This is a genomic window from Psychrobacter sp. NC44, from assembly GCF_904846655.1.
Taxonomy (GTDB): Bacteria; Pseudomonadota; Gammaproteobacteria; order Pseudomonadales; family Moraxellaceae; genus Psychrobacter.
On record NZ_CAJHBN010000013.1, the window covers coordinates 12,864 to 33,684 of the forward strand.

17 protein-coding genes and 2 tRNA genes are annotated in these 20,821 nt (G+C 43.5%); 6 read left to right on the top strand and 13 right to left on the bottom strand.

The features are described 5' to 3' along the window. Nucleotides 1-50: 50 nt before the first annotated feature. From JMX95_RS10055 to JMX95_RS10065, 3 genes are all read right to left on the bottom strand, one after another. Complete coding sequence (locus JMX95_RS10055) at nucleotides 51-704, bottom strand: RDD family protein (RefSeq protein WP_109591084.1); 654 nt, start codon at nucleotides 702-704, stop codon at nucleotides 51-53. 241 nt (nucleotides 705-945) lie between these two features. Further along, nucleotides 946-1,022 (bottom strand) — tRNA-Arg (locus tag JMX95_RS10060). A gap of 187 nt (nucleotides 1,023-1,209) precedes the next feature. Then, a tRNA-Ser gene (locus tag JMX95_RS10065) sits at nucleotides 1,210-1,299 on the bottom strand. Nucleotides 1,300-1,650: 351 nt separating this feature from the next. Between JMX95_RS10065 and JMX95_RS10070 the strand changes: the two genes are divergently transcribed. After that, nucleotides 1,651-2,457: a hydroxymethylpyrimidine/phosphomethylpyrimidine kinase gene (locus tag JMX95_RS10070; RefSeq protein ID WP_109591082.1), complete on the top strand. Its 807-nt coding sequence runs from the start codon at nucleotides 1,651-1,653 to the stop codon at nucleotides 2,455-2,457. Nucleotides 2,458-2,559: 102 nt separating this feature from the next. Here the strand turns inward: JMX95_RS10070 and JMX95_RS10075 are convergent, their stop codons facing one another. Then, nucleotides 2,560-3,129 (bottom strand): YggT family protein, encoded by a 570-nt coding sequence (locus tag JMX95_RS10075; RefSeq protein ID WP_060490268.1) that lies wholly within the window; start codon nucleotides 3,127-3,129, stop codon nucleotides 2,560-2,562. 152 nt (nucleotides 3,130-3,281) lie between these two features. Beyond that, nucleotides 3,282-4,115 carry a pyrroline-5-carboxylate reductase gene (gene proC / locus JMX95_RS10080; RefSeq protein WP_198332257.1) on the bottom strand — a complete coding sequence of 278 codons (834 nt, stop codon included), beginning with the start codon at nucleotides 4,113-4,115 and terminating at the stop codon, nucleotides 3,282-3,284. Between the two features lie 218 nt (nucleotides 4,116-4,333). Here proC and JMX95_RS10085 point away from each other — a divergent pair, with 218 nt between their 5' ends. After that, nucleotides 4,334-4,846 (top strand): GNAT family N-acetyltransferase, encoded by a 513-nt coding sequence (locus JMX95_RS10085; protein WP_201552492.1) that lies wholly within the window; start codon nucleotides 4,334-4,336, stop codon nucleotides 4,844-4,846. Between the two features lie 43 nt (nucleotides 4,847-4,889). Here the strand turns inward: JMX95_RS10085 and tilS are convergent, their stop codons facing one another. From tilS to ppx, 3 genes are all read right to left on the bottom strand, one after another. Then, the gene (gene tilS, locus JMX95_RS10090; RefSeq protein WP_201552490.1) at nucleotides 4,890-6,500 is read right to left on the bottom strand and encodes a tRNA lysidine(34) synthetase TilS; all 1,611 of its coding nucleotides are present in this window, start codon (nucleotides 6,498-6,500) and stop codon (nucleotides 4,890-4,892) included. Between the two features lie 230 nt (nucleotides 6,501-6,730). Beyond that, nucleotides 6,731-7,534, bottom strand: coding sequence for an acetyl-CoA carboxylase carboxyltransferase subunit alpha (locus JMX95_RS10095; protein ID WP_201552481.1), 804 nt, complete (start codon nucleotides 7,532-7,534; stop codon nucleotides 6,731-6,733). Between the two features lie 226 nt (nucleotides 7,535-7,760). Then, a complete protein-coding gene (ppx, locus tag JMX95_RS10100) occupies nucleotides 7,761-9,287 on the bottom strand; it encodes an exopolyphosphatase (RefSeq protein ID WP_201560748.1) in 1,527 nt (508 codons plus the stop codon). Between the two features lie 472 nt (nucleotides 9,288-9,759). Between ppx and JMX95_RS10105 the strand changes: the two genes are divergently transcribed. Next, the gene (locus tag JMX95_RS10105; RefSeq protein WP_227676045.1) at nucleotides 9,760-10,098 is read left to right on the top strand and encodes a DUF962 domain-containing protein; all 339 of its coding nucleotides are present in this window, start codon (nucleotides 9,760-9,762) and stop codon (nucleotides 10,096-10,098) included. A gap of 19 nt (nucleotides 10,099-10,117) precedes the next feature. Here JMX95_RS10105 and JMX95_RS10110 read toward each other — a convergent pair whose 3' ends face one another. The 3 genes from JMX95_RS10110 to JMX95_RS10120 form a co-directional block, all read right to left on the bottom strand. Then, complete coding sequence (locus tag JMX95_RS10110) at nucleotides 10,118-11,866, bottom strand: AMP-binding protein (protein WP_201560750.1); 1,749 nt, start codon at nucleotides 11,864-11,866, stop codon at nucleotides 10,118-10,120. Nucleotides 11,867-12,147: 281 nt separating this feature from the next. Next, nucleotides 12,148-13,449: a glutamate-1-semialdehyde 2,1-aminomutase gene (gene hemL / locus JMX95_RS10115; RefSeq protein ID WP_201554985.1), complete on the bottom strand. Its 1,302-nt coding sequence runs from the start codon at nucleotides 13,447-13,449 to the stop codon at nucleotides 12,148-12,150. A gap of 111 nt (nucleotides 13,450-13,560) precedes the next feature. Then, the gene (locus tag JMX95_RS10120) at nucleotides 13,561-13,914 is read right to left on the bottom strand and encodes a zinc ribbon domain-containing protein YjdM (protein ID WP_055123598.1); all 354 of its coding nucleotides are present in this window, start codon (nucleotides 13,912-13,914) and stop codon (nucleotides 13,561-13,563) included. 326 nt (nucleotides 13,915-14,240) lie between these two features. Between JMX95_RS10120 and JMX95_RS10125 the strand changes: the two genes are divergently transcribed. Then, nucleotides 14,241-15,014: a YgfZ/GcvT domain-containing protein gene (locus tag JMX95_RS10125; protein ID WP_109590736.1), complete on the top strand. Its 774-nt coding sequence runs from the start codon at nucleotides 14,241-14,243 to the stop codon at nucleotides 15,012-15,014. Between the two features lie 74 nt (nucleotides 15,015-15,088). Further along, complete coding sequence (locus tag JMX95_RS10130; protein ID WP_109590734.1) at nucleotides 15,089-16,414, top strand: D-amino acid dehydrogenase; 1,326 nt, start codon at nucleotides 15,089-15,091, stop codon at nucleotides 16,412-16,414. Nucleotides 16,415-16,497: 83 nt separating this feature from the next. On the opposite strand, the gene JMX95_RS10135 is transcribed toward JMX95_RS10130, so the two are convergent. Both JMX95_RS10135 and JMX95_RS10140 read right to left on the bottom strand, forming a co-directional pair. After that, nucleotides 16,498-18,711 (bottom strand): molybdopterin oxidoreductase family protein, encoded by a 2,214-nt coding sequence (locus JMX95_RS10135; RefSeq protein WP_201560751.1) that lies wholly within the window; start codon nucleotides 18,709-18,711, stop codon nucleotides 16,498-16,500. A gap of 251 nt (nucleotides 18,712-18,962) precedes the next feature. Then, the gene (locus JMX95_RS10140) at nucleotides 18,963-19,652 is read right to left on the bottom strand and encodes a TetR/AcrR family transcriptional regulator (RefSeq protein WP_170108277.1); all 690 of its coding nucleotides are present in this window, start codon (nucleotides 19,650-19,652) and stop codon (nucleotides 18,963-18,965) included. 503 nt (nucleotides 19,653-20,155) lie between these two features. Here JMX95_RS10140 and JMX95_RS10145 point away from each other — a divergent pair. Then, nucleotides 20,156-20,359: a CsbD family protein gene (locus tag JMX95_RS10145; protein WP_201560752.1), complete on the top strand. Its 204-nt coding sequence runs from the start codon at nucleotides 20,156-20,158 to the stop codon at nucleotides 20,357-20,359. Nucleotides 20,360-20,821 lie beyond the last annotated feature (462 nt).

Below are 20,821 nucleotides of genomic sequence, written 5' to 3' on the forward strand. Positions count from 1 at the left end.
ATTAACAGACCTAAAAATCTATGAACAGACTATGGCGATGATAATGTGGTCTATTTTCCTTGCTTGCGATTTCTAATCACCCGCCATAGTCCTTCATTCTCTGTTTTTGGCATTTTTAAGGTAATGGTATTCGATAGCATATCTTGCACTGCGAGACCACGTGGGTTAAAGAGGCAAAAAGCATAGTTAAAGACAAAGCCCAAAAAGGCACTGGTCAACAGAACAGCACGCGAGCCATCGATGACACTACCAATGATACCAAATATAAGTGGCATGATACTGGCCGCTAAAATCCGCTTAAATGACTGTCCCCATGTTAGCAAATGACCATTACTATTGATCGTCTTTAACCGCCAAGTCTGCATACCTAATGTCTGCCCACCGCGACGCCAAAATATCCCATAGAATCCGACTAACGTCAGTATAAAAGACGGCGTCATAACAACGTTTTGATACCACGTTGGCAGCGATTGCGCTTGAGAAGAGTCTGTACCGGTATTCATGGTCAGCAATGTACCAATCACGGTTAGCAAGGTACCGACCAAAAACAACAACGCTAAAATCAACATGCCATCATAGAGAATGGCTGCCATACGGGTGCCAGGTTTAGCAATCGCTAGCTCTTCACTTTCAGAGGCATGGCGTGCTGATGCTTTAGTTTTAGCATAAGATTTGGTAGGTCGTTTAGGTAAACTTTTTGACATGGTACAAGCTCATAGCAAGCAGTGAATAGTGGCTCTATTGTACCGTAATTCACTGTACTATCGTACATTATCCTAAGATGCCGTAAGTCATATAACAATGTGGTATAACCATGTCGTATGACTCATCAGCTCATAAAACTATAACACAGAAATTGCAGACATAAAAAAATCGCCAAATTGTCATAAGACAGGCGATTATTTTAATGTTTCTTTAACTGGGTTAAAGAATTGATGATGCAAATGGTGCGCTTGGAGAGATTCGAACTCCCGACCCCTTAGTTCGTAGCCAAGTGCTCTATCCAACTGAGCTACAAGCGCGTACTTTGCACATCATTTACTGCGTTGTTAAGAAACAATTGCAGCAAATTAGGTTGGTTATTATATAGATAATTTCGCTTGTGTCAACATCTTTTTTTATTAAAATCAAATTATTTTTTGCTTTAATAAAATAGAAGATTATTAACGCTTTTATATCGCGTTACTACTCTACTAAAAACCGAATAAATGGAGGTGAAGGAGGGATTCGAACCCTCGATACGCGCAAACGTATGGTTCCTTAGCAGGGAACTGGTTTCAGCCACTCACCCACTTCACCAAACGATGTAAGACTTTTTAAGTTCTAAAAAATAGTATTATTGCTGATAATACGTCTTATCCCGTGGGCGAGTATTATAGCAAAGCCAAAACGAATTGCAAGCACTGTCTACGAATTTAATGCAGTTTTTATCATATTTATTTGTTTACATGGTTTCATAGCCTCTTGAGCAGCTCAAATATCAATAAAAACTAGTAAAACGATATTTAAGTTAGTCAGCACGCTCTGGGTTGTTGTTAATTGATTAATTAATGGATTGTCTATGTACCATCTCTCGCCTACTATGGCTTTTTTAGCAGTGGGTGTCTATAGTATTTGTTACTCATTTTAGATTATGTCAAAGGAATTTTTATGCGACCAGTGGTACTGTGTTTTTCAGGATTAGACCCCTCAGGCGGCGCTGGATTACAAGCGGATATAGAGGCCATCGGTCAAGCAGGTGCGCATGCTGCCATTGCTTGTACAGCTATTACCATACAGAACTCGCAGCAAGTCTTTGGTTTTGAAGCTTGTGCAGCAAATTTGGTAAAGGATCAGGCCACCGCAGTACTCGATGATTTGCCTGTTGCAGCTATTAAGTCAGGTATGTTGGGTACGACTGATAATATCGCTATGCTGACTCAATTGTTTGCCGAGCGCCTTATCACCGCTGATACGCCATTTGTATTAGATCCCGTATTGGTTGCCAATAGTGGTGGCAGTTTGGGCGATGAAAAGACGCTCGTTAGCGCATTTAGAGAGCTGTTACCATACGCGACCCTTATCACACCGAATACTCATGAGCTACGCGCATTAAGCGGTGAGCAAGACTTACATATTGGCGCGCAAAAATTATGCGCTCAAGGCACTTATGCCGTATTGGTAAAAACCTCACACGACTTTGATAGCGGCGATATAGAGCAGTATTTGTATATAAAGGGTGAGATGGTACATAAAAGCACCTTGCCGCGCTTAACAGGCGAATTTCATGGCTCTGGCTGTTCGCTTGCCAGCTTTATCGCTGGACGCTTAGCAATGGGTGATGCGCTTATCGATGCAGTAAGGGCCGCAGACAGCTGGATTACCCAGACGCTGCGTGCCGCTGATGCACCGCACCCTAATAATGAGCAAGCCCAATTAATACCCAATCGTTTTATAGACTTTCAGCATAACCGCTAAATGATCAATAAAAAAAGGGCGCTCTATATCTCGTAGAGCGCCCTTTTTTAGATAGCTATTGGTAATATTAGATAGCAGCTTTCAAGTGACCATTAATCCAGCTCAACCCAACATCGGCATGAAGCTCGCGGCAAAGCCACCAATAAACATCTCAAGCAAAATAAAAGCAATGAATGCGACCATTGGTGATAAATCAATCATGCCCAAGTTTGGCGTGATTCGACGAAATGGTGCCAAGATTGGCTCCGCTAAATTGACAATGATACCAATAATCGGATGCTGAGATTGGGTAAATACCACAATCCAGCTGACAATGATGGAACCAATGACGAGATAGCGACACATACGTAAAAAGTCTAATACCAAGCTGATAGTACCAGTGAAAAATAACGGTACAGGAGCGATACCTTTATGTGTCAGTGCTGCTTTTCCAGAGATATCGATCAAACGAATCAAAAACATCAAGACGATAGCCGCAATACTGATACGCCCTTGCCCGACGGTTGGAAAAATACGCCCAAACACGTCGACAATGTGCGTTGCTTTGTAGGCAGGCGCAATCATGGGATTGCTGGCATCCATCCCTGCAAATTGCAGCATAAAGCGAATAAACACCAACATCATGGCGAAGGTGGTGACCAAATCAAAGATTTGAAATAACATGTTGTTCATGAAGTGCTACTCAATGTGACATTATTAACAGGTTTTGGGATGACGACTGTCATTACTAGGTGCTTGGTATTGGTGCTTAATATTGGTGCTTAATATTGGTGCTCAGGCGCGTCATTCGCTTTTAGCAAATAACGCGCCTGAGATATGGATGATTATTTACTCATCTCTTCACTCAAGGCTTGGCTACGGTCATAGCAGGCCTGCATAGCCTCAACGATTTGACCACCGATATCATTGGCTTGCATTGACTCAACAGCGGCTTGGGTTGTCCCATTTGGCGAGGTGACCTTGCGACGCAATTCGGCAGGTGCATCCTCACTATTCATCGCCATTTTTGCCGCGCCTAGCATGGTTTGCATAGCGAGCGCTGAAGCCTGCTCTTTATCCAAACCTAAAGCCACTGCCCCGTCAATCATGGATTCAATGAAGTAAAACATATACGCTGGCGCTGATCCTGATACGGCGGTTACCGCATGCATGTGTTCTTCATTATCGACCCACATGACCAATCCTGATGCTTCCATCACCGCCGTTGCTAACTGCTTTTGTTCAGCAGAAATATTATCAGTACCGTACAGACCCGTTGCGCCCATTTGAATCATTGCAGGGGTATTTGGCATCGCACGGACGATATTGTCATAGCCACCCAACATGTCAGATAAAAGCTCAGTCGACAAACCTGCTGCCACTGAAATTACCAACTGCTTGTCTAAGACATCCGCAAAGCTACTGACTACCGCTTTCATCACTTGCGGCTTGACCGCCAGCACCACAATGTCAGCATCGATAATGGCAGCTTTTGCATCAGCAGTTGGATCAACCGTATTCAGTCCTTTAGCAGCCAATTGCGCGCGCGCTTCACTGCTAGGATCAGCAACGGTAATTAAACTCGGTTTGACACCGCAGCTAACAAGCCCGCTAATCAAAGCCTGCGCCATATTTCCGCCACCGATAAAGCTGATTTTCTTATTATCTAATACTGACATACATGTCTCCTATTCAAAAATCCAAAGGTACTCAAACTAACATAATGATAGGTAAAATGACACTCAGTTTACCATACTGCTACTGGCATCGTTTGATAAATTGACGGCATCTAACCCGGTTGTAAGCTTCATCGAACCACTGAATTGCCATGGACTATTGCTCAACCAAACGGTTAAATTAACAAGGGCATTATATAAAATCAGTGACGGAGAGTAATATGTTTTTCATTCGTAAAGCTAACCCAAAGGATTATGCAAACATTGCTAACATTCACTTCAAAAGTTGGCATGCCGCCTATTTAGATTTGCTACCAGCGTCCTACATCAATGATAAAAACAACTTATGTAATAAAACAAAAATGTGGCAGGAGTTAATAGCGCATCCTGATGTTATTGTCTGGATAGCATATGATGTTCATAATAATAATTTGGGGTTTATTGGCTACTTCATTAATAATAAAAATTATGAAATTACCACGTTGTATGTTTTGCCCGACTATCAAGGATTGGGTATAGGCACTCAATTAATGACAGCATCATTACAAGCCCTCTTAGAATCTCATATCCATGCCCATTTTTATTTATGGGTATTAGAAAATAATGTGGCTGCTATTGATTTCTATCAAAAATTTGGCTTTGTAGCTAATGGCGAAAAGAGTGAAGAATGCTACAAAAGCATGCCAATAATAGATATCAAAATGGTTAGAAAACTTGTTGACCTAATGCCCTAGCCCTAGATAACCTAAACCTCCTAAAATATTTAGGTTACAAATATTAAAAAGCGTTATTGATGCTTAGACTGTTTCTAATAACATTGTTTTTAATAGCACTATTTCTAATAACATTCCCTCTAATAGCACTGTCTAAAACACCAGTATTGTCTATCGTGTCTATTAGCGACCTACTCGTCCCTAGTATCCAGCTCTCAAAAGGTGATACCAGTAATAATGGCCACTCTTTATCCTGCTGTACGGATACGGCAACGGCACTGACCACCACCAAACTCTCGCGCAACCATACAGGTACACCAAGCGTTTGATATAGCTTCTTGCCCGCTTGTGGACGTGATGCCAAGGCAGTTTGCACACGCTGCTGACGACCTAATGGTGCGAAGGTAATCTCAAACTTCTCATCACCATCTTGGTCGCTGTCTAATAGCTCTGCCAAGGCATTTGGCATCATTTGTGCTTGCCAAGTAAATTTACTATCCCTGCGTAAGGTAACTGATACAGACTGGGCAGCCTCTGAATCAGCATCAGCCACAACAAAATCAGATAAGGGTTGAATCTGTTTGGTAAGCGGCAACTCAAGCCATGTCAACCAATCGCTGCTGAGACGATAAAGCTGCTGACGGTAGCGGCAAATCGTATAGGACTGCTTGCGAGCTTGCCAAAAAAGCGCCGTTTGGTGATCAGGATCTTCACGTTGGCTTAGCATAAATACATCATCGACCAGCTGCTTAGCAGGCGGTAACGGTTCATCTTGACCGAGCCAATGATGCAATAGTTGCCGCTGACGATAAATGGGTAATGCTTGTAGCTTGTCTATATTTAGCACACGCTGGGCAGACGATAGCTGTAATGATGCTACCTCTATCTGCTGTAAATCTTCTGCCGCTTGTGCATTGATTATTAATTGGGCATCACGCAATAGCTGTGCGCTACGGGCGATATTGTCAATGACATTGGAATTATAGGTTGCCAATACTGGCATGATGTCGAGGCGTAGCCCACTACGTACATTATCGCCAGCATCATTGGTTGGGTCATCGATATAAGGGAGCTTTAGGCGCTGAGCATAATTGCTGATATTGGCGCGTTTGACCGTCAGCCAAGGTCGCCATAATGCCATACGCTGTGTGCCTTGCGTTTGGATACGCCACGGCTGCATACCCGACAGACCATTCACCCCAGCGCCTTGTATCAGCCGCATCAGCACCGTCTCTGCTTGATCATCGGCATGATGCGCTAAGAGCAATACATCATCTTGATTGAGTTGCGCTCGCATGACATCATAACGAGCCTGCCTTGCGGCTTGCTCATCATGACCATTCACTTGCGCACGTAAAATCCGACACGGTATCTGCTGCACTGCTGCCCAGTTAGCAACATGTGTCGCCCAAGTGTCACTATCTGCTTGCAAACCATGATTGACATGCAGCAATTGCGGCAAAAATGGCAACTTACCTTGGCGATAGAGCTGCACACACAGCGCAGCCAATGCTAATGAATCACGACCACCACTACACGCCAGCCAAAGCCGTCGACCGTGCAGCTGTTCACCATATTCAGCCATACTGCTCAATAATGCTTGTGCCAGATCGGCATCGACAGGCAAGTCTGCGATTGGCTTCATAGGATGCGAGAGGATTGCACTGCTGGTCATAATCAGCCTTATTTATTTAGCATGCATACATGAATTGACATATAAATGAATCAGCTTATACGTCAGCTACTACATCAGTTACAGCGTCAGTTAGCACCTATATTAACAGCCACAAAAAAACGCGCCATAAAATGACACGTTTTTATTTTAGCATTAAGACTCAGTCTCTAATATGAAAAGCTTTGTGTCCATGAATAGAAGCTTAGTAACAGAGATGTCATAGCGACCAATTAAGCAGGCAACATCACTTCTGAGTTAAAGGTTTTCAGCTTCTCATAACGTAGCTCACAACGCGCGTGTGCGTCTAAATCTTTAATCTCATCTAACTGCTCAGCAATAAGTGCTTTCAAGGCGATCATGACTGGTTGCGGCTTGATATGTGCGCCTTCACCTTCTTCAATGACGGCATCAATCAGCCCCATTTGATATAAATTAATCGCATTTAATTTCAAGGCTTCACTAGCGTCTTGTGCTTTTTCAGCTGTTTTCCACAGGATAGAGGCACAGCCTTCCGGAGAGATAACCGAATAAATACTATTTTGTAGCATATTGACTTTGTCACCAACACCAATTGCCAACGCCCCACCTGAGCCGCCTTCACCGATGATAGTCACGATAATAGGCACTTTTAGGCTAGAAAAAACGGCGATACTTTCTGCAATGGCTTGCGCTTGTCCGCGTTCTTCCGCGCCAATACCCGGATAAGCGCCTTGAGTATCGACAAAGGTCATCACAGGGATATTAAAGCGCTCAGCCATTTTGACCAAACGAATCACTTTGCGGTAGCCTTCAGGATTGGCCATGCCAAAGTTATGGGCAATACGCTCACGGGTACTGCGACCGCGATGTTGACCAATTACCATCACAGGCTGATCATCAAAACGCGCCAGACCACCAAGAATGGCTTTGTCATCGGCAAAAGCACGGTCACCGTGCAGCTCATCGAATTCGGTAAACAACTGATTAACATAGTCCATAAATAATGGACGCTTGGCGTGCCGTGCAAGCTGCACACTATCCCAGACAGTGCTCATAGACGCTTCCCTTTAATAATTATACTTAATGTATTTATGTTTAAGAATAATATCGTTATCGATTTTTAGATAATGAAAGTACAGTTGTAAACTCAATAGAGGCTATAGTAGCACATCTTAAATGGCATGACATTACTGACAAAGCCGCTTTTGTTACGTTAATCTATAGCATACTCATTACAATAGTAACGGCATCATGTTGATCGTCAGTGCAAAGCAGGGCTGTCTAGCCCTCAACCACGCTCAGCGTCACGCCCCATTTGGCAAACTGCTCAATCTCAGTATGCAGATCCGGCAATAAGAAAGCGTAATGCTCACTGCTATTGGCAACGGTGATTTGCCAGCAATGATCGTCCATGGCTTGTAACTGTAATTCTGGTAATTCATAATCGCTGCGGCTGTGATGCGCCAGTACGGCCAAACGTAGCAGCAGACAAAGATAAACGAGCTGATTACCACCGATAGTACAGGTCTGCTCTAACATATCAGACTTGAGCTTACGACGATGATTGAGCATCAGCTGTGCCATGCGCTTTTGATCGACTTGCGAGAATCCTGGAATATCAGAATACTCAAGCAAATACGCGCTGTGCTTATGATAACTACTATGACTGATGGCCAATCCTATCTCATGCAAGAAAGCCGCCCGTCTGAGTAAATCACAATCATCATTGGTAAGGGCGAGCTTCTCCTTCACTTGCTCAAATAAATGACGACTGGTTTTCACCACTTGTTTGGCTTGTTTTTTGTCCCCCGAATAACGCTTAATCAGCGCCAGCACACTGCGGTCACGAACATCTTCGCTAGCAAAGCGTCCAAGCATGTCGTACATCACACCTTCACGTAGTGCACCATCTGAGTAACTAATGGTATCGACACCCAGCACTTTCATGACTGCACGCAGTACCGCAACGCCTGCTGGGAAGACGGCTTTGCGATGTTCCTTAACGCCTTCTAAATCGATGTCATCGACGTTGCCAATTTTAAGCAACAGTTTCTCTAACTTTTTGACACCTTTATAAGTGATGCGCTCTTGCTCATCAGCCCAGCCCTTAGAGACCAGCACATTACGTACCGCTTTAATCGTCCCACTCGAGCCAACCACACTACTCCAGCCCAATTTTTGATAACGACCCTGAATCGCTAACACTTCTTTGCGAGCGGCTGATATCGCATTATTAAAGGCTTCTTTCGTGATTTGACCATCAGAAAAGTACTTCTGGGTAAAGGCGACACAGCCCATCTGTAAACTCTCGGTCAACAGCGGATCGAACTCTTGACCAATGATAAACTCTGTCGAACCGCCACCAATATCGATGACCAAACGCTTGTCACTACTGGCATTGGTGTGTGAGACGCCCAAATAAATCAAGCGCGCCTCTTCTCGTCCCGCGATAATCTCGATGGGTTTCGGCAATATTTTATTGGCACGGGCAATAAAGTCATTGGCGTTTTTGGCTTGACGTAAAGCGTTGGTCGCAACCACGCGAATGCGTTCGGGTGGTACCGAATCCAAACGTGCCACAAATCGGCTCAAACAGTCAAGACCTCGCTGTGCAGCTGCCGCACTTAAGATATTATTTTCATCCAAGCCTGCGGCGAGCTGGACTTTTTCAGACATAGAAACGACTTTTCGCACCTCACCATGGTCAAGACGCGCAATGGCCAGATGAAAACTATTGGAACCGATATCAATGGCTGCCATCATTTCATCATCAGCAAGCGGCGGATTTGTAAGGTAGTCAATAGGCATAAGAGGAATCGTTACCGTGTTGGATAAAAGGGAGAGGATATGGGCTAAAAATCAGACGATTGAGTCATATAAACATCGTAGCTGCACCAAATAGTGCCATTTACGCAAAGCGGCTCACGTATTTGACGTAATTTTCGCCATTAAAGCATTTATGCCAAACACTGGCAAGTGACCCAAATGCTAATTAAGCAGCAAGCACATCATCAACAAAATAACAAATGCGCCATAAACATCCATTGCTTGTGTTAAGGATAGCGTTTTGCTACATTAAAAACGACCAATATTATAATAAATAACAGTTACTTAATGACCGCCTAGCCGTTTTAGTAAAACAGAAAGCACTCTAATTACTCGCCCTAATATCTATACTCAATAAACGATTAGCAAGGAAGCTAAACAAATGAATCAAACGACCACACAAAACACTACCAAAAACGCCGATGCTCAAGCGGTCAGCAATGCTAAAAAAAACATGATGACAACCGTCAGCCCAACAAAGCAGAAATTTTATGACTTCTATTTAGCTGAACATCAAAACATGGCTTGTCGCCGCTTACATTTTGCTGGTAGTAGCTTTGGCTTATTGGGACTCGCAAAGTCGGTCAAAACCGCTTCGCCAAAACCATTACTTAAAGGCATCGCTGCTGGATATGCTTGCGCTTGGGTCGGTCATTTTTTCTTTGAAAAAAACAAACCTGCCTCGTTCAAATTCCCGCTAAAAAGCTTTGCTAGCGACTTTCGTATGTACAGTGATGTCCTACGCGGTAGACTCAGCTTAAAAGACCGTAAATTTGATAAAATTGGACGATAATAACTCGCCCCTAGCCCAACTAACGTAAAGACTTACGTAATATTTTTCCTACCGCAGTTTTGGGCAATTCATCGATAAACTCGTATGACTGCGGGCGTTTATAACCTGTCAAACGCTCACTTGCAAAGTCTTGTAGCTCCTCTACCGTCAAACTCGAATCTTTTTTGACCACAAACGCTTTGGGTACTTCACCGCTGTGCTCATCTGCAATACCAACCACCGCGACTTCAAGTACTTTCGGATGCTCTGTCAATGCCGCTTCCACTTCGTTTGGATAGACGTTAAATCCTGAAACCAGTATCATGTCTTTTTTGCGATCCACCAGCGTCAAAAATCCATGTTCATCTAGCACACCAATATCACCTGATTTAAAATAGCCATCCTTTGTAAAAGTATCTGCATTGTCTCGTTGCCAGTAACCACGCATGACCTGCGGGCCTTTAATACAAACCTCGCCCCGTGTACCTATTGCACAAGTTGCACCTTGTTCATCAATGATTTTAATATCCATCATCGCAAGTGGCAGACCAACGCTACCATTAAAACGATCTATACCAGGTGGATTAAAAGAGATAACTGGTGCAGTTTCGGACATGCCATAACCTTCATTGATAATCATACCAGTGACTTGTTGCCACTGATCAGATACGGCTTTGATGATTGCGGTGCCGCCACCAATAGATAGTGCCAAGCGACTAAAATCAAGGTTGGCAAACTTTAGATGATGCAGCATACCAATAAATAAGGTATTAACCGAAGGAATGACATGCGGACGATGCTGCTCGATGATATTGACTAATCCATCGATATCACGCGGATTGGTGACCAGTATGTCTTCCCAGCCGCCATAAATGCCTAGTAAGCCGCAAACGGTAAATGAGAAGATATGATAGAGCGGCAACGGATTGAGTATTTTAATCTGCTCGCTACGACCCGCTTCAATCGCATGACCAAACATCGCATAACACTGACAGACATTGGCCATGACATTGTAATGCGTGAGCATCGCGCCTTTTGGCTTGCCGGTCGTGCCACCCGTATATTGCAGTAAAGCTAAATCTTCACGCTCGATAGTAACAGGCTGATATTGCTCAGCGTGGTATGCACTCATAATATGGGCAAAGCTTATATTCTGCTCTGAGATATTTTTTGCAGCATTATCGGCTGTGGTTTGATTGGTTTGATTGAATTGACGAGTAGTATCGGCTGACGGTTCAAGTTGGGTAAGCAAAGCAATATCGTTATCAGCAGGTGCAGCACTCGGATTGACGGAACAATGTACGACGAATGAAAGTTGCGCTTTGACTGCATCATCTAACTGATCGTAAGCAGAGGTCATACCATCGAGGACAATCAGCACACTAGCTTGAGCATCCGTCAGCTGATGTGCCAATTCATAATGGGTATACATCGGATTGACATTCACCAATACCGCGCCTGCTCGCAGACAACCAAGTAACACCACGGCATACTGCAATATATTGGGTAATTGCACAGCAACACGGTCGCCTTTGCTCATTCCTTGTGATTGCAAAAAAGCAGCAAAGCGGCGGCTGGCAATATCCAATTGTGCAAAGGTAAGGGTGGCGGGCCCCATACTAAAAGCCACAGAATCACTATGCTGATCTATTTTGGGTTGCAATAAATCTAGCAGGTTGTGCTTGTTCTCTAATACATCTAAATTATTTCTTATTCCATATTTCTCATATGAGGCTTGCCATAACGGTGGCGTATTACTGCTAGGCATATCATTAATGCTTGTAGTCATCAGTTGGCGTCCTTGCTCAATTGTCTTGATTCATCTCAGAATAGCATAATTTATTGTTTATTTTGCAATCACCCAAAGAAGGAATTGTCTTCGTCCTAGTTTTTTAGTTTATGCAATCATCGTCAGAAAATCTTTATCTTTCATAGTGAAAATCAGAAAAGGATAAATATTGGGCACAAAAAAACCAGCATGATCTCTCATACTGGTTCTTGTAAGTACATACATTTTAAACAGATCTTAAATAAACAAGGTCTTAAATAAACAAGGTCCTGAACAAACAGTTACGCTTTTGCCATTTCTGCAAAAATTTCGTCAGCGGCTTTAATCGACGCATCAATATCTTCATTGCTGTGTTTAATTGACATAAAGCCTGCTTCATAAGCAGACGGTGCCAGATAAATACCGCGATCCAACATGCCATGGAAGAACGTATTAAACACCGTCATATCACACTCTGTCACGTCATCGAAGTTCTTTGGCGTGTCAGTTTCATTGTCTTTAACAAAGAACATGCCAAACATACCGCCCAATTTATTGGTACGCATGTTGATGCCATGTTTGTCAGCTGCCGCTTGAAAACCGCCTACTAGACGATCAACTTTCGCTGCTAACTCAGCATAAAAGCCATCTACGGTTAAGTCTTCAAACATCGCGATACCCGCACGCATTGCCAGTGGATTACCTGACAATGTGCCGGCTTGGTAGACGCCGCCGAGTGGCGCAATGCAAGACATCACTTCTTTTTTACCACCGAAAGCACCAACTGGCAAACCTGCACCGATGATTTTACCAAAGCAGGTCAAATCAGGATCAATACCGAAGTATGCTTGTGCGCCGCCCAGTCCGACACGGAAGCCCGTCATCACTTCATCAAAGATCAGCACTGAACCGTTGGCAGTACATTCTGCACGCAAGGTATCATGGAATTCTTGGGTCGGAATGACCATATTCATGTTGCCAGCGATCGGTTCTAAGATCACGCAAGCGACTTCTTCGCCCCATTTCTCAAAGCAATCTTTAATCGCTTGTGGGTCATTATAAGGAATCGTAATGGTGTGCTTAGCAAAATCAGCTGGCACACCTTTTGATGTTGGCTCGCCAATATCTAGCATGCCCGAACCTGCTTTTACCAATAAGCTGTCTGAATGCCCATGATAGCAGCCTTCAAACTTAACGATTTTGTCACGCTGGGTATAGCCACGAGCCAGACGAATTGCACTCATGGTCGCTTCTGTACCGGAGCTGGTCATACGAATCATCTCAACGCTTGGGACAATTTCGCAAATTTTATCGGCAACAGTCGTTTCAAACGGCGTTGGCGTACCAAAACTTAAACCATCATCCGCTGCTTTTTTGACCGCATCAATCACTTTAGGGTGCGCATGACCCAAAATCATTGGACCCCAAGAGCCGACATAATCGATATAAGCATTGTCTTCGGTATCATAAATTTTGCTGCCGTTAGCACGGTGCATAAAAATAGGCGTGCCACCGACACCAGCAAAGGCACGGACTGGCGAGTTTACGCCGCCAGGAATATGTTTTCGGGCTTGCGCAAATAGCTGTTCGTTTTTAGTGCTCATCATTATTCTCTACTTATTATTTCTTTAATATTGGTTCTGTCTTATTTTATTAAAAATAACTTTGCGGCTTGTTGTTAATGCTTAGCAGATTTTTAAAGCACATTTAATAATTTATGCTTTTTTAACAACAGATGATTTAAGCTTCATTGGGCCAAAACCATCAAGTTTACAGTCAATATCATGACCATCAGAGGCATCGGGCAGCAGGCGAATACCTTTTGCTTTAGTACCGACTTTAATAACAATCGATGAACCTTTGACTTTTAAGTCTTTAATCACGGTGACGGTATCGCCATCTTGCAGCTCATTACCGACCGCATCACGAATGACCGCGTCTTGCTCTTCAGCTTGTGCCGCATCGGTTTCAGCCGCAGTCCATTCATGAGCACACATGGGACATACCAGTAACGCACCATCTTCGTACGTATATTCAGCATCGCATTTTGGGCAATTGGGTAAGCTCATAATTTCCTCGTCAGCCGTGATAAATTGGGTGTATTCTAGAGCTAACATTGTACCGTAACTCGCCAGCTTTAACCAATCGCTTCGCTCGTAAATGCGGTGCTGTGACTAATTGATAGATTCGCTCATGTCTTACAGCGGACGTTTTTTATCACACAGTGTTTTGTGGTACTCTGCTTTAACTAAATTTGGTTTGATGGCCATATATCTTTAGATGGTAAAAACCTCAATATTTACTTTAGCAATTACTTTAACAACTCAGTATTCACCACAATATCTGAGGCTATGGCTACTGATAACGATAGCGACTTATGAATAGGATAATAATAATGACTCAATCAAACGTATCGACCCTCTCATCAACATTGCCACAATTTGTTCAACTAACGATTCAAGGTGAAGATGCAGAAAAATTCTTGCAGGGTCAGCTAACCTCTGATGTCACCAAGCTCGGACTCAGTTATCAAGCAACGGCGCTTAGCAATTTAAAAGGTCGCATTGATTTTGGTTTATGGATAAAAAAACAAGCTGAAAAGCATTATGATGTGGTTATCAGTGCCGATTGCGCTGAGGCTTTTCAAGCCCATTTAAAAAAGTTCGGTGCCTTTTCAAAATTTGACACCAGTGCGCCCGCGCCCATTTATCCTTGCGTGCTTGATGACGTGCCAACCTTTAGCCATCAAGAAGACCACAATAAGCCAACCGATACCCAAGCGTGGATGCAAGAGAGTCTTGCCATTGGCAACTATTGGATAGTTGCTGCAACCCAAGGTCTGTTTCAGCCACAAGAGCTGCGTCTGCATCAGCGCGGCGGTATGGACTATGATAAAGGCTGCTATCTTGGTCAAGAAGTGATTGCCCGTATTTATTTTAAGGCAGCGCCAAAAGCGTTTTTACATTATGTCAGCGGCGCAGGTGACGTGCCAGCAGCCGGTGACAAGCTAGAAAAAATTCAGGTGGTTAATGCGATTGCCGATGACACTATTAATGGTAATGGTTTTAAAGCATTGGTCGTTGCCCGTCCAGAGCATTTAGCCGATAGTGAGCTTACTATATTAGACTTACCGCAAGCGCTGCAAGCCGATGTTGCGCGCCAAAAATAGTGCGATATGATGAGTGACGCGTAATAAGCAGCACTCGTCAAAACATTTTTACTAAAAAAGCAGCAGAGTAATCTATGACCCATATTGCGGTACTCGGAGCGGGTGTGGTGGGCGTGACCACCGCATGGTATCTTCGCCAAGCAGGCTACGATGTGACCGTCATTGAGCGTGAGCCAGCTGCCGGTATGCAGACCTCATTTGCCAATGGTGGTCAAATATCTGTCTCGCACGCAACCCCTTGGGCCAATCCTGCGGCTCCTATGAAAGCGCTTAAATGGCTGTTTCGCGAGGATGCACCGCTGCTGTATCGCTTGCGTGCTGATAAGGCGCAGCTTAAGTGGGCGATGCAGTTTTTGCAAGAATGCCGTGCAGATAGAGCCGATGCCAATCTGGTACAAATGGTACGTTTAGGCTTGTATTCACGAGATGCACTACAACAGCTGCGTGCTGATATTGATATTGATTACGAGCAGCAAACGCGCGGTATTATGCATTTTTATACCAATCAAGCGGAATTTGATGCCGCCATTGCGCCAACGGAGCGCATGCAAGAGTTAGGCTGTGAGCGTCATGTCATCGATATCAATAATGCCGTTAACTTAGAGCCTGCGCTTTACCCTATTGCTCATAAGCTAAAAGGTGCGACTTATACCAGCCGTGATGAATCGGGTAATGCCCATTTATTTACCCAACGCTTAGCCGAGCGCTGCATCGAGGCTGGCGTTAAGTTTTTATACGATACCGAGATTCTGGCGTTAAACACTGACGACTATTCTGCGCGCCCGCATGTGCATAGTATTACCATTCAACCTAAGGGAGAAAACGCGCAAACCTTTAGTGCAGACAGCCATGTACTGGCATTGGGCAGCTATAGCGTATCGCTCATGAAACCGCTGCATATTCATCTACCTATTTTCCCTGCTAAAGGCTACTCGGCCACTTATCAAATCAACCCTCGCGCCCCGCATCTGGCACCCTTTGTCAGTCTCATTGATGATGAGTTTAAGCTGGTGACATCACGCCTTGGCGACAAGCTACGCGTCGCTGGAACAGCAGAATTTAACGGCTACAATTTGGATTTAAATAGCACCCGCTGTGCAGCCATTACCCGCCGTGTGCAGCAGTTATTTCCCAAAGGTATCATCGCCAATTCTGTACAATACTGGACAGGGCTGCGTCCGATGACACCTTCTAATGTGCCGTTAATTGGGCGCGCGCACAGAGGTCAAGTCCGTCATGGCAGTCATAATGTGGATGCTAGTTTTGATAATTTATGGCTTAATACGGGTCATGGTACGCTTGGCTGGACGCATGCTTGCGGTTCGGCGCAGGCTATCAGCTTATTGATACAAGGTGAGACGCCGCCAGTCGATTTTGATTTTGTTGGCCTAGTAACGTAAGAATAAGAAACGTAAAAAAGGCGCTACCAATATAAGTCAGCGCCTTTTTTCTTTATATGGAAGACTTTTATTCTAGAACTATTTTATGCAGCGCTCCCTGATTTCATATCGAAATCAACGTCAGAATCAGCCGTCTCCAAATCAGTCGCTTCTGGCGCGATTGCTTCCAATTGTACTGGTACACCATTGACTGCCGCATTGCCACTTAGCTGATCGATTAAGGTATCGTCCGTCAAATCATTGACACTGACGCCCGCATGCGCTTGAGCGATTTTTTGTCTTACCCCTTTACGGCCGTGACCCCAACCATGGGGGATACTCACCACTTTGGGCATCAGCTCATCCGTCACTTCTGCTACGATCGTCACACTACCCACACGCGACGTTACTTTTACGTTTTGACCATCCTCAATACCGTACTCTTTCGCTGTTTCAGGATGCAGCATCAAAGTACAGCGCGGCTTACCTTTTACCAAGCGATAGCTGTTGTGTAGCCACGAATTATTACTGCGTACATGACGACGACCAATCAATAGAATTTGCTTGTCATCATAGTCCTGCATCATCTCCTGTACGCGCTCTAAATCTGCTTGATAAAAATCAACATTGAGATGAATCTGCTTATCTTTGTGTTTTAACGCTTGTGGCAGCATAGTTTTGAGCGATCCCAAATCAATTCCATGCGGATTTTCCTTCAATTGCTTTAGATTGAGACCCTTATAAGGCCCACGTTTTAGACCTTGATTAAGCACAAATTTCGGACCCAAAACTTTTATTATTAGGCGTTCAACTTTGGTTGCAAGGGCGGCTTTTTTATCCAAGCGTTTCGCCAGCTCTAAGTAAATTTGCCAGTCATGCTTGGCGCTTCTTTGCTTAGCAAACAATGCCTCTGAATATTTGGCAACGTTATGGACGGCAAAATTGTTAAAGGTGACGTCATAATGATCGCGCTCTAGCGGCGATACCGGTGGCAAAATGATATGCGCATGACGGCTGGTTTCTGTGACAAAGTAGTCAATAGCGACCATAAAGTCTAAGTTGGCAAAAGCCGTATCTAACTTTTCACCATTTGGCGTGCTGAGTACAGGGTTGCCCGCGACAGTCATAAAGCCTTTTAACTGCCCCGCCCCTTCTACCAACATCTCATCCGCCATTGCCACGACGGGATAATCGCCATTAAAATCAGGCAAGTTACTCACGCGGCTATGGCGCTTACCTAAATAACCTGGGCCTGAGTTATTGACCACGTCGACCGCAGGATTGGGGAACATCAGACCACCCACTTCATCAAAACGACCTGTGACAATATTAATCAGCATGATTAGATATTGACTCAGTAAGCCAAACTCTTGCACCGAGACGCCCATGCGCCCATAACAGACCGAGCTTTCGGCTTCACAAAACTCTTTGACCAGTCGTTTAATCTCTTTTGCCGCAATGCCAGTAATCTCAGCAACGGACTCGGCGCTATAGTCTTTTGCAAAGTCTGCAATGCGTGCAATCTCTGGCACGAGCGCCGCCGCTCTACTATTTTTAGCATGTGGCTTATCCGCATATCCTTGGAGATAAATTTCATTGAGCATGGCAAGCAAGAGCAAAACATCGGTCGCTGGGCGGATAAAATGATGCTCGCTAGCAATATCTGCCGTTTCGGTGCGTCTTGGATCAATGACTACCACTTTACCATCACGCGCTTTGATATCTTTTAGTTTTTGACGCATATTTGGTGCGGTCATAATACTGCCGTTAGACGCTAGCGGATTGCCACCAATGATGAGCATATATTGAGTACGATTGACGTCAGGCACAGGGATGCGCAGCATATGCCCGAACAGATGCATGCTAACAATGTGATGCGGCAACTGGTCGATGGAAGTCGCAGAAAAGCGACTGCGCGTCTTGATACTGGTTAATAGATGCTTAATAGTTAACATGCCGCCCAAATTATGGACATTAGGATTGCCTAGATAAATACCGAAAGCGTTTTGACCATGTTTTTTCTGTACCGACTGAATACCGGCGGCAACCTTATCGAGAGCTTCAGCCCAGCCAATCTCTTTCCAACCGTTAGCGGTTCTCTCAACGGGATGACTCAGGCGATCACTGTCTTCATGCAAGTCTTGCAAAGCAGTCGCTTTTGGACAAATATACCCTTTAGAAAATGGATCATCTTTATCGCCTTTAATCGATAATACCTTTGCTCCATCGTGCTTTATTTCAATACCGCACATTGCTTCGCATAAATTGCAGGTTCTAAAATGTGTTTGTTCATCCGTGTGACTCTTTTCACTAGCCATGGTCGCGCTCCCTGTTATTTTTTACTATAGTCATTCCACTATAAAAGTATTACTGCGTTAATCTCGTTTGAAGTATTAAATAGACATCTACACTCGGTTGCCTTGTACTACTTTTAAATTGAATCGACTATAGCGCTTTCACTATATAAATTCCGTTTTATAAGTTTAATATGGTTGCTAAATTTGCTCATCTTGAAACTATTGAGCATTAGTTAAAGCTAAGCATTACTAAAAATTAATAAGCTAAATAACTAGCCATCTACTCTGCGCTTGTCTTTGGTGAAAAAATGGCTAAAGACGCCATCAAAGTTTTTGCACAATATCTCAATAGCTTGCTGCCGTGAATAACGCTGCTGATGACAGCCCAATATCAATTCATGTACTTGGGCGGCAGCGACATCAACACAGAGATTAACCTCAAATCTATCAAAAGAGCACTCGGCTGACTGCAACCCTGCTATAAATATTTTGGTCCACTCGTCTCTTATCTCTATGATTAGACTTCCCAACCCGTTACGTTCTATGTTTGAATCAAAGCGCAGACTGTCTTCGAGCAAACGTTGAAATAAAGTGATGTTTTGAAAGGCGGCATCAAAAATCAATGTTAGGCATTCCTGACAACGATCATTGAAATCCTCTTTAGACAGCGTTGGATAGTCTTTAAGCATATTTACCCATGCCATGCGCATCGGCGATAAATAGTTGTCTTTAAGTTGCTTGCTTAACACCTGCTGCAACGCATCTAAACTATAAAAATGATTATAAAAACTTGGCTGAGCAATACCTGCGCCTTTCGCGATTTTATTCATGCTCATACCAAGAGCGCCCTCTACGCTATACAGCTGCAAGGCACTTTTGAGTAACGTATGACGCGTTTTCGCCTTTGCCAGCTCGCGTTTTGTTTCCGGTTTTTTAGCACTTACGCTGTTAAGTACATTCACTATCAATCTGCCCCAACTTAATCTATAAAACAATTGTCATTTCAACTATAAGGCTATAGTCATTTAAACAAGAAGTCTATCACTAAATATTTAACCTTACTCATTCTTGATGATTCGTTTTAACCCATCCTAAAACAATCATAAAAAATAGCCGCCATATTTATGATGACAGCTACTTTTTTTATTCCTATATTTACAGCGTGTGATGACGTCATTTTTTATAAATCATTGCCAGACTTGTTGTTTCTCTTTACGTATGTCACTGATAAAACACTTCATTCATTACACAAATGGACGCTGCATAACATAGCTGTGCAGATTTCAATAATGGAGCAACACTCTCAACATTGCATATACAGACATGGCGATGGTGAGCACTTATATTAGATATCACCAGTTAACTGATTCATAAGTACTGATAGCAGCTGAGTAAAATGTCGATTAAAGACAGATGGAATAATTGTCTCAATAACCAACTTTATAATAAAAGAAGGAACATAAAAATGAACGAACATACTCTAAAAGGTGAATGGAAACAAATAAAAGGCTCAGTAAAGCAAAAATGGGCTGATCTTACTGATGATGATTTATTACACGTTGAAGGTAGCCGTGATAAATTGGTCGGAAAAGTTCAAGAACGTTATGGTCATAGCAAAGATGATGCTGAACGTGAAGTAGACGCATGGCGTACTGAACATAAATACTAGTAGATAATCATGCTTGTAAGAAGCATGAAGATAAAAATTTTATAAGCAGATTATTTAAACAAAAACCGTATTAGTTTCTAATGCGGTTTTTTTATGCTGGACTTATCACCAACTTGATCTATATCACATAATTTTAAGAGATAAAACTCAAAGTCCAGACACGATAAAACCGCATAGCAATTAACTGTTATGCGGTTTTATTGTTAACCATCCATGTTACCTATCACTACTGTTTCCCATGCATCCTTGCATAATATTCAGTATATTGTGATACTGGGCATCCTGCCCTTTTTACTACAACTACCAGCATTAACTACTGATAGCAGCAAAGGGTATGTGTCCTTACTCCACTTATCATTATCATCCTGATGCTAATAAGTGAATCATTATCCTTAATGCGGTTAACTCAATCCTTGAGTCACATTCCCTAATGCCGTGTGACTATAATGCCTAATTCCTAAC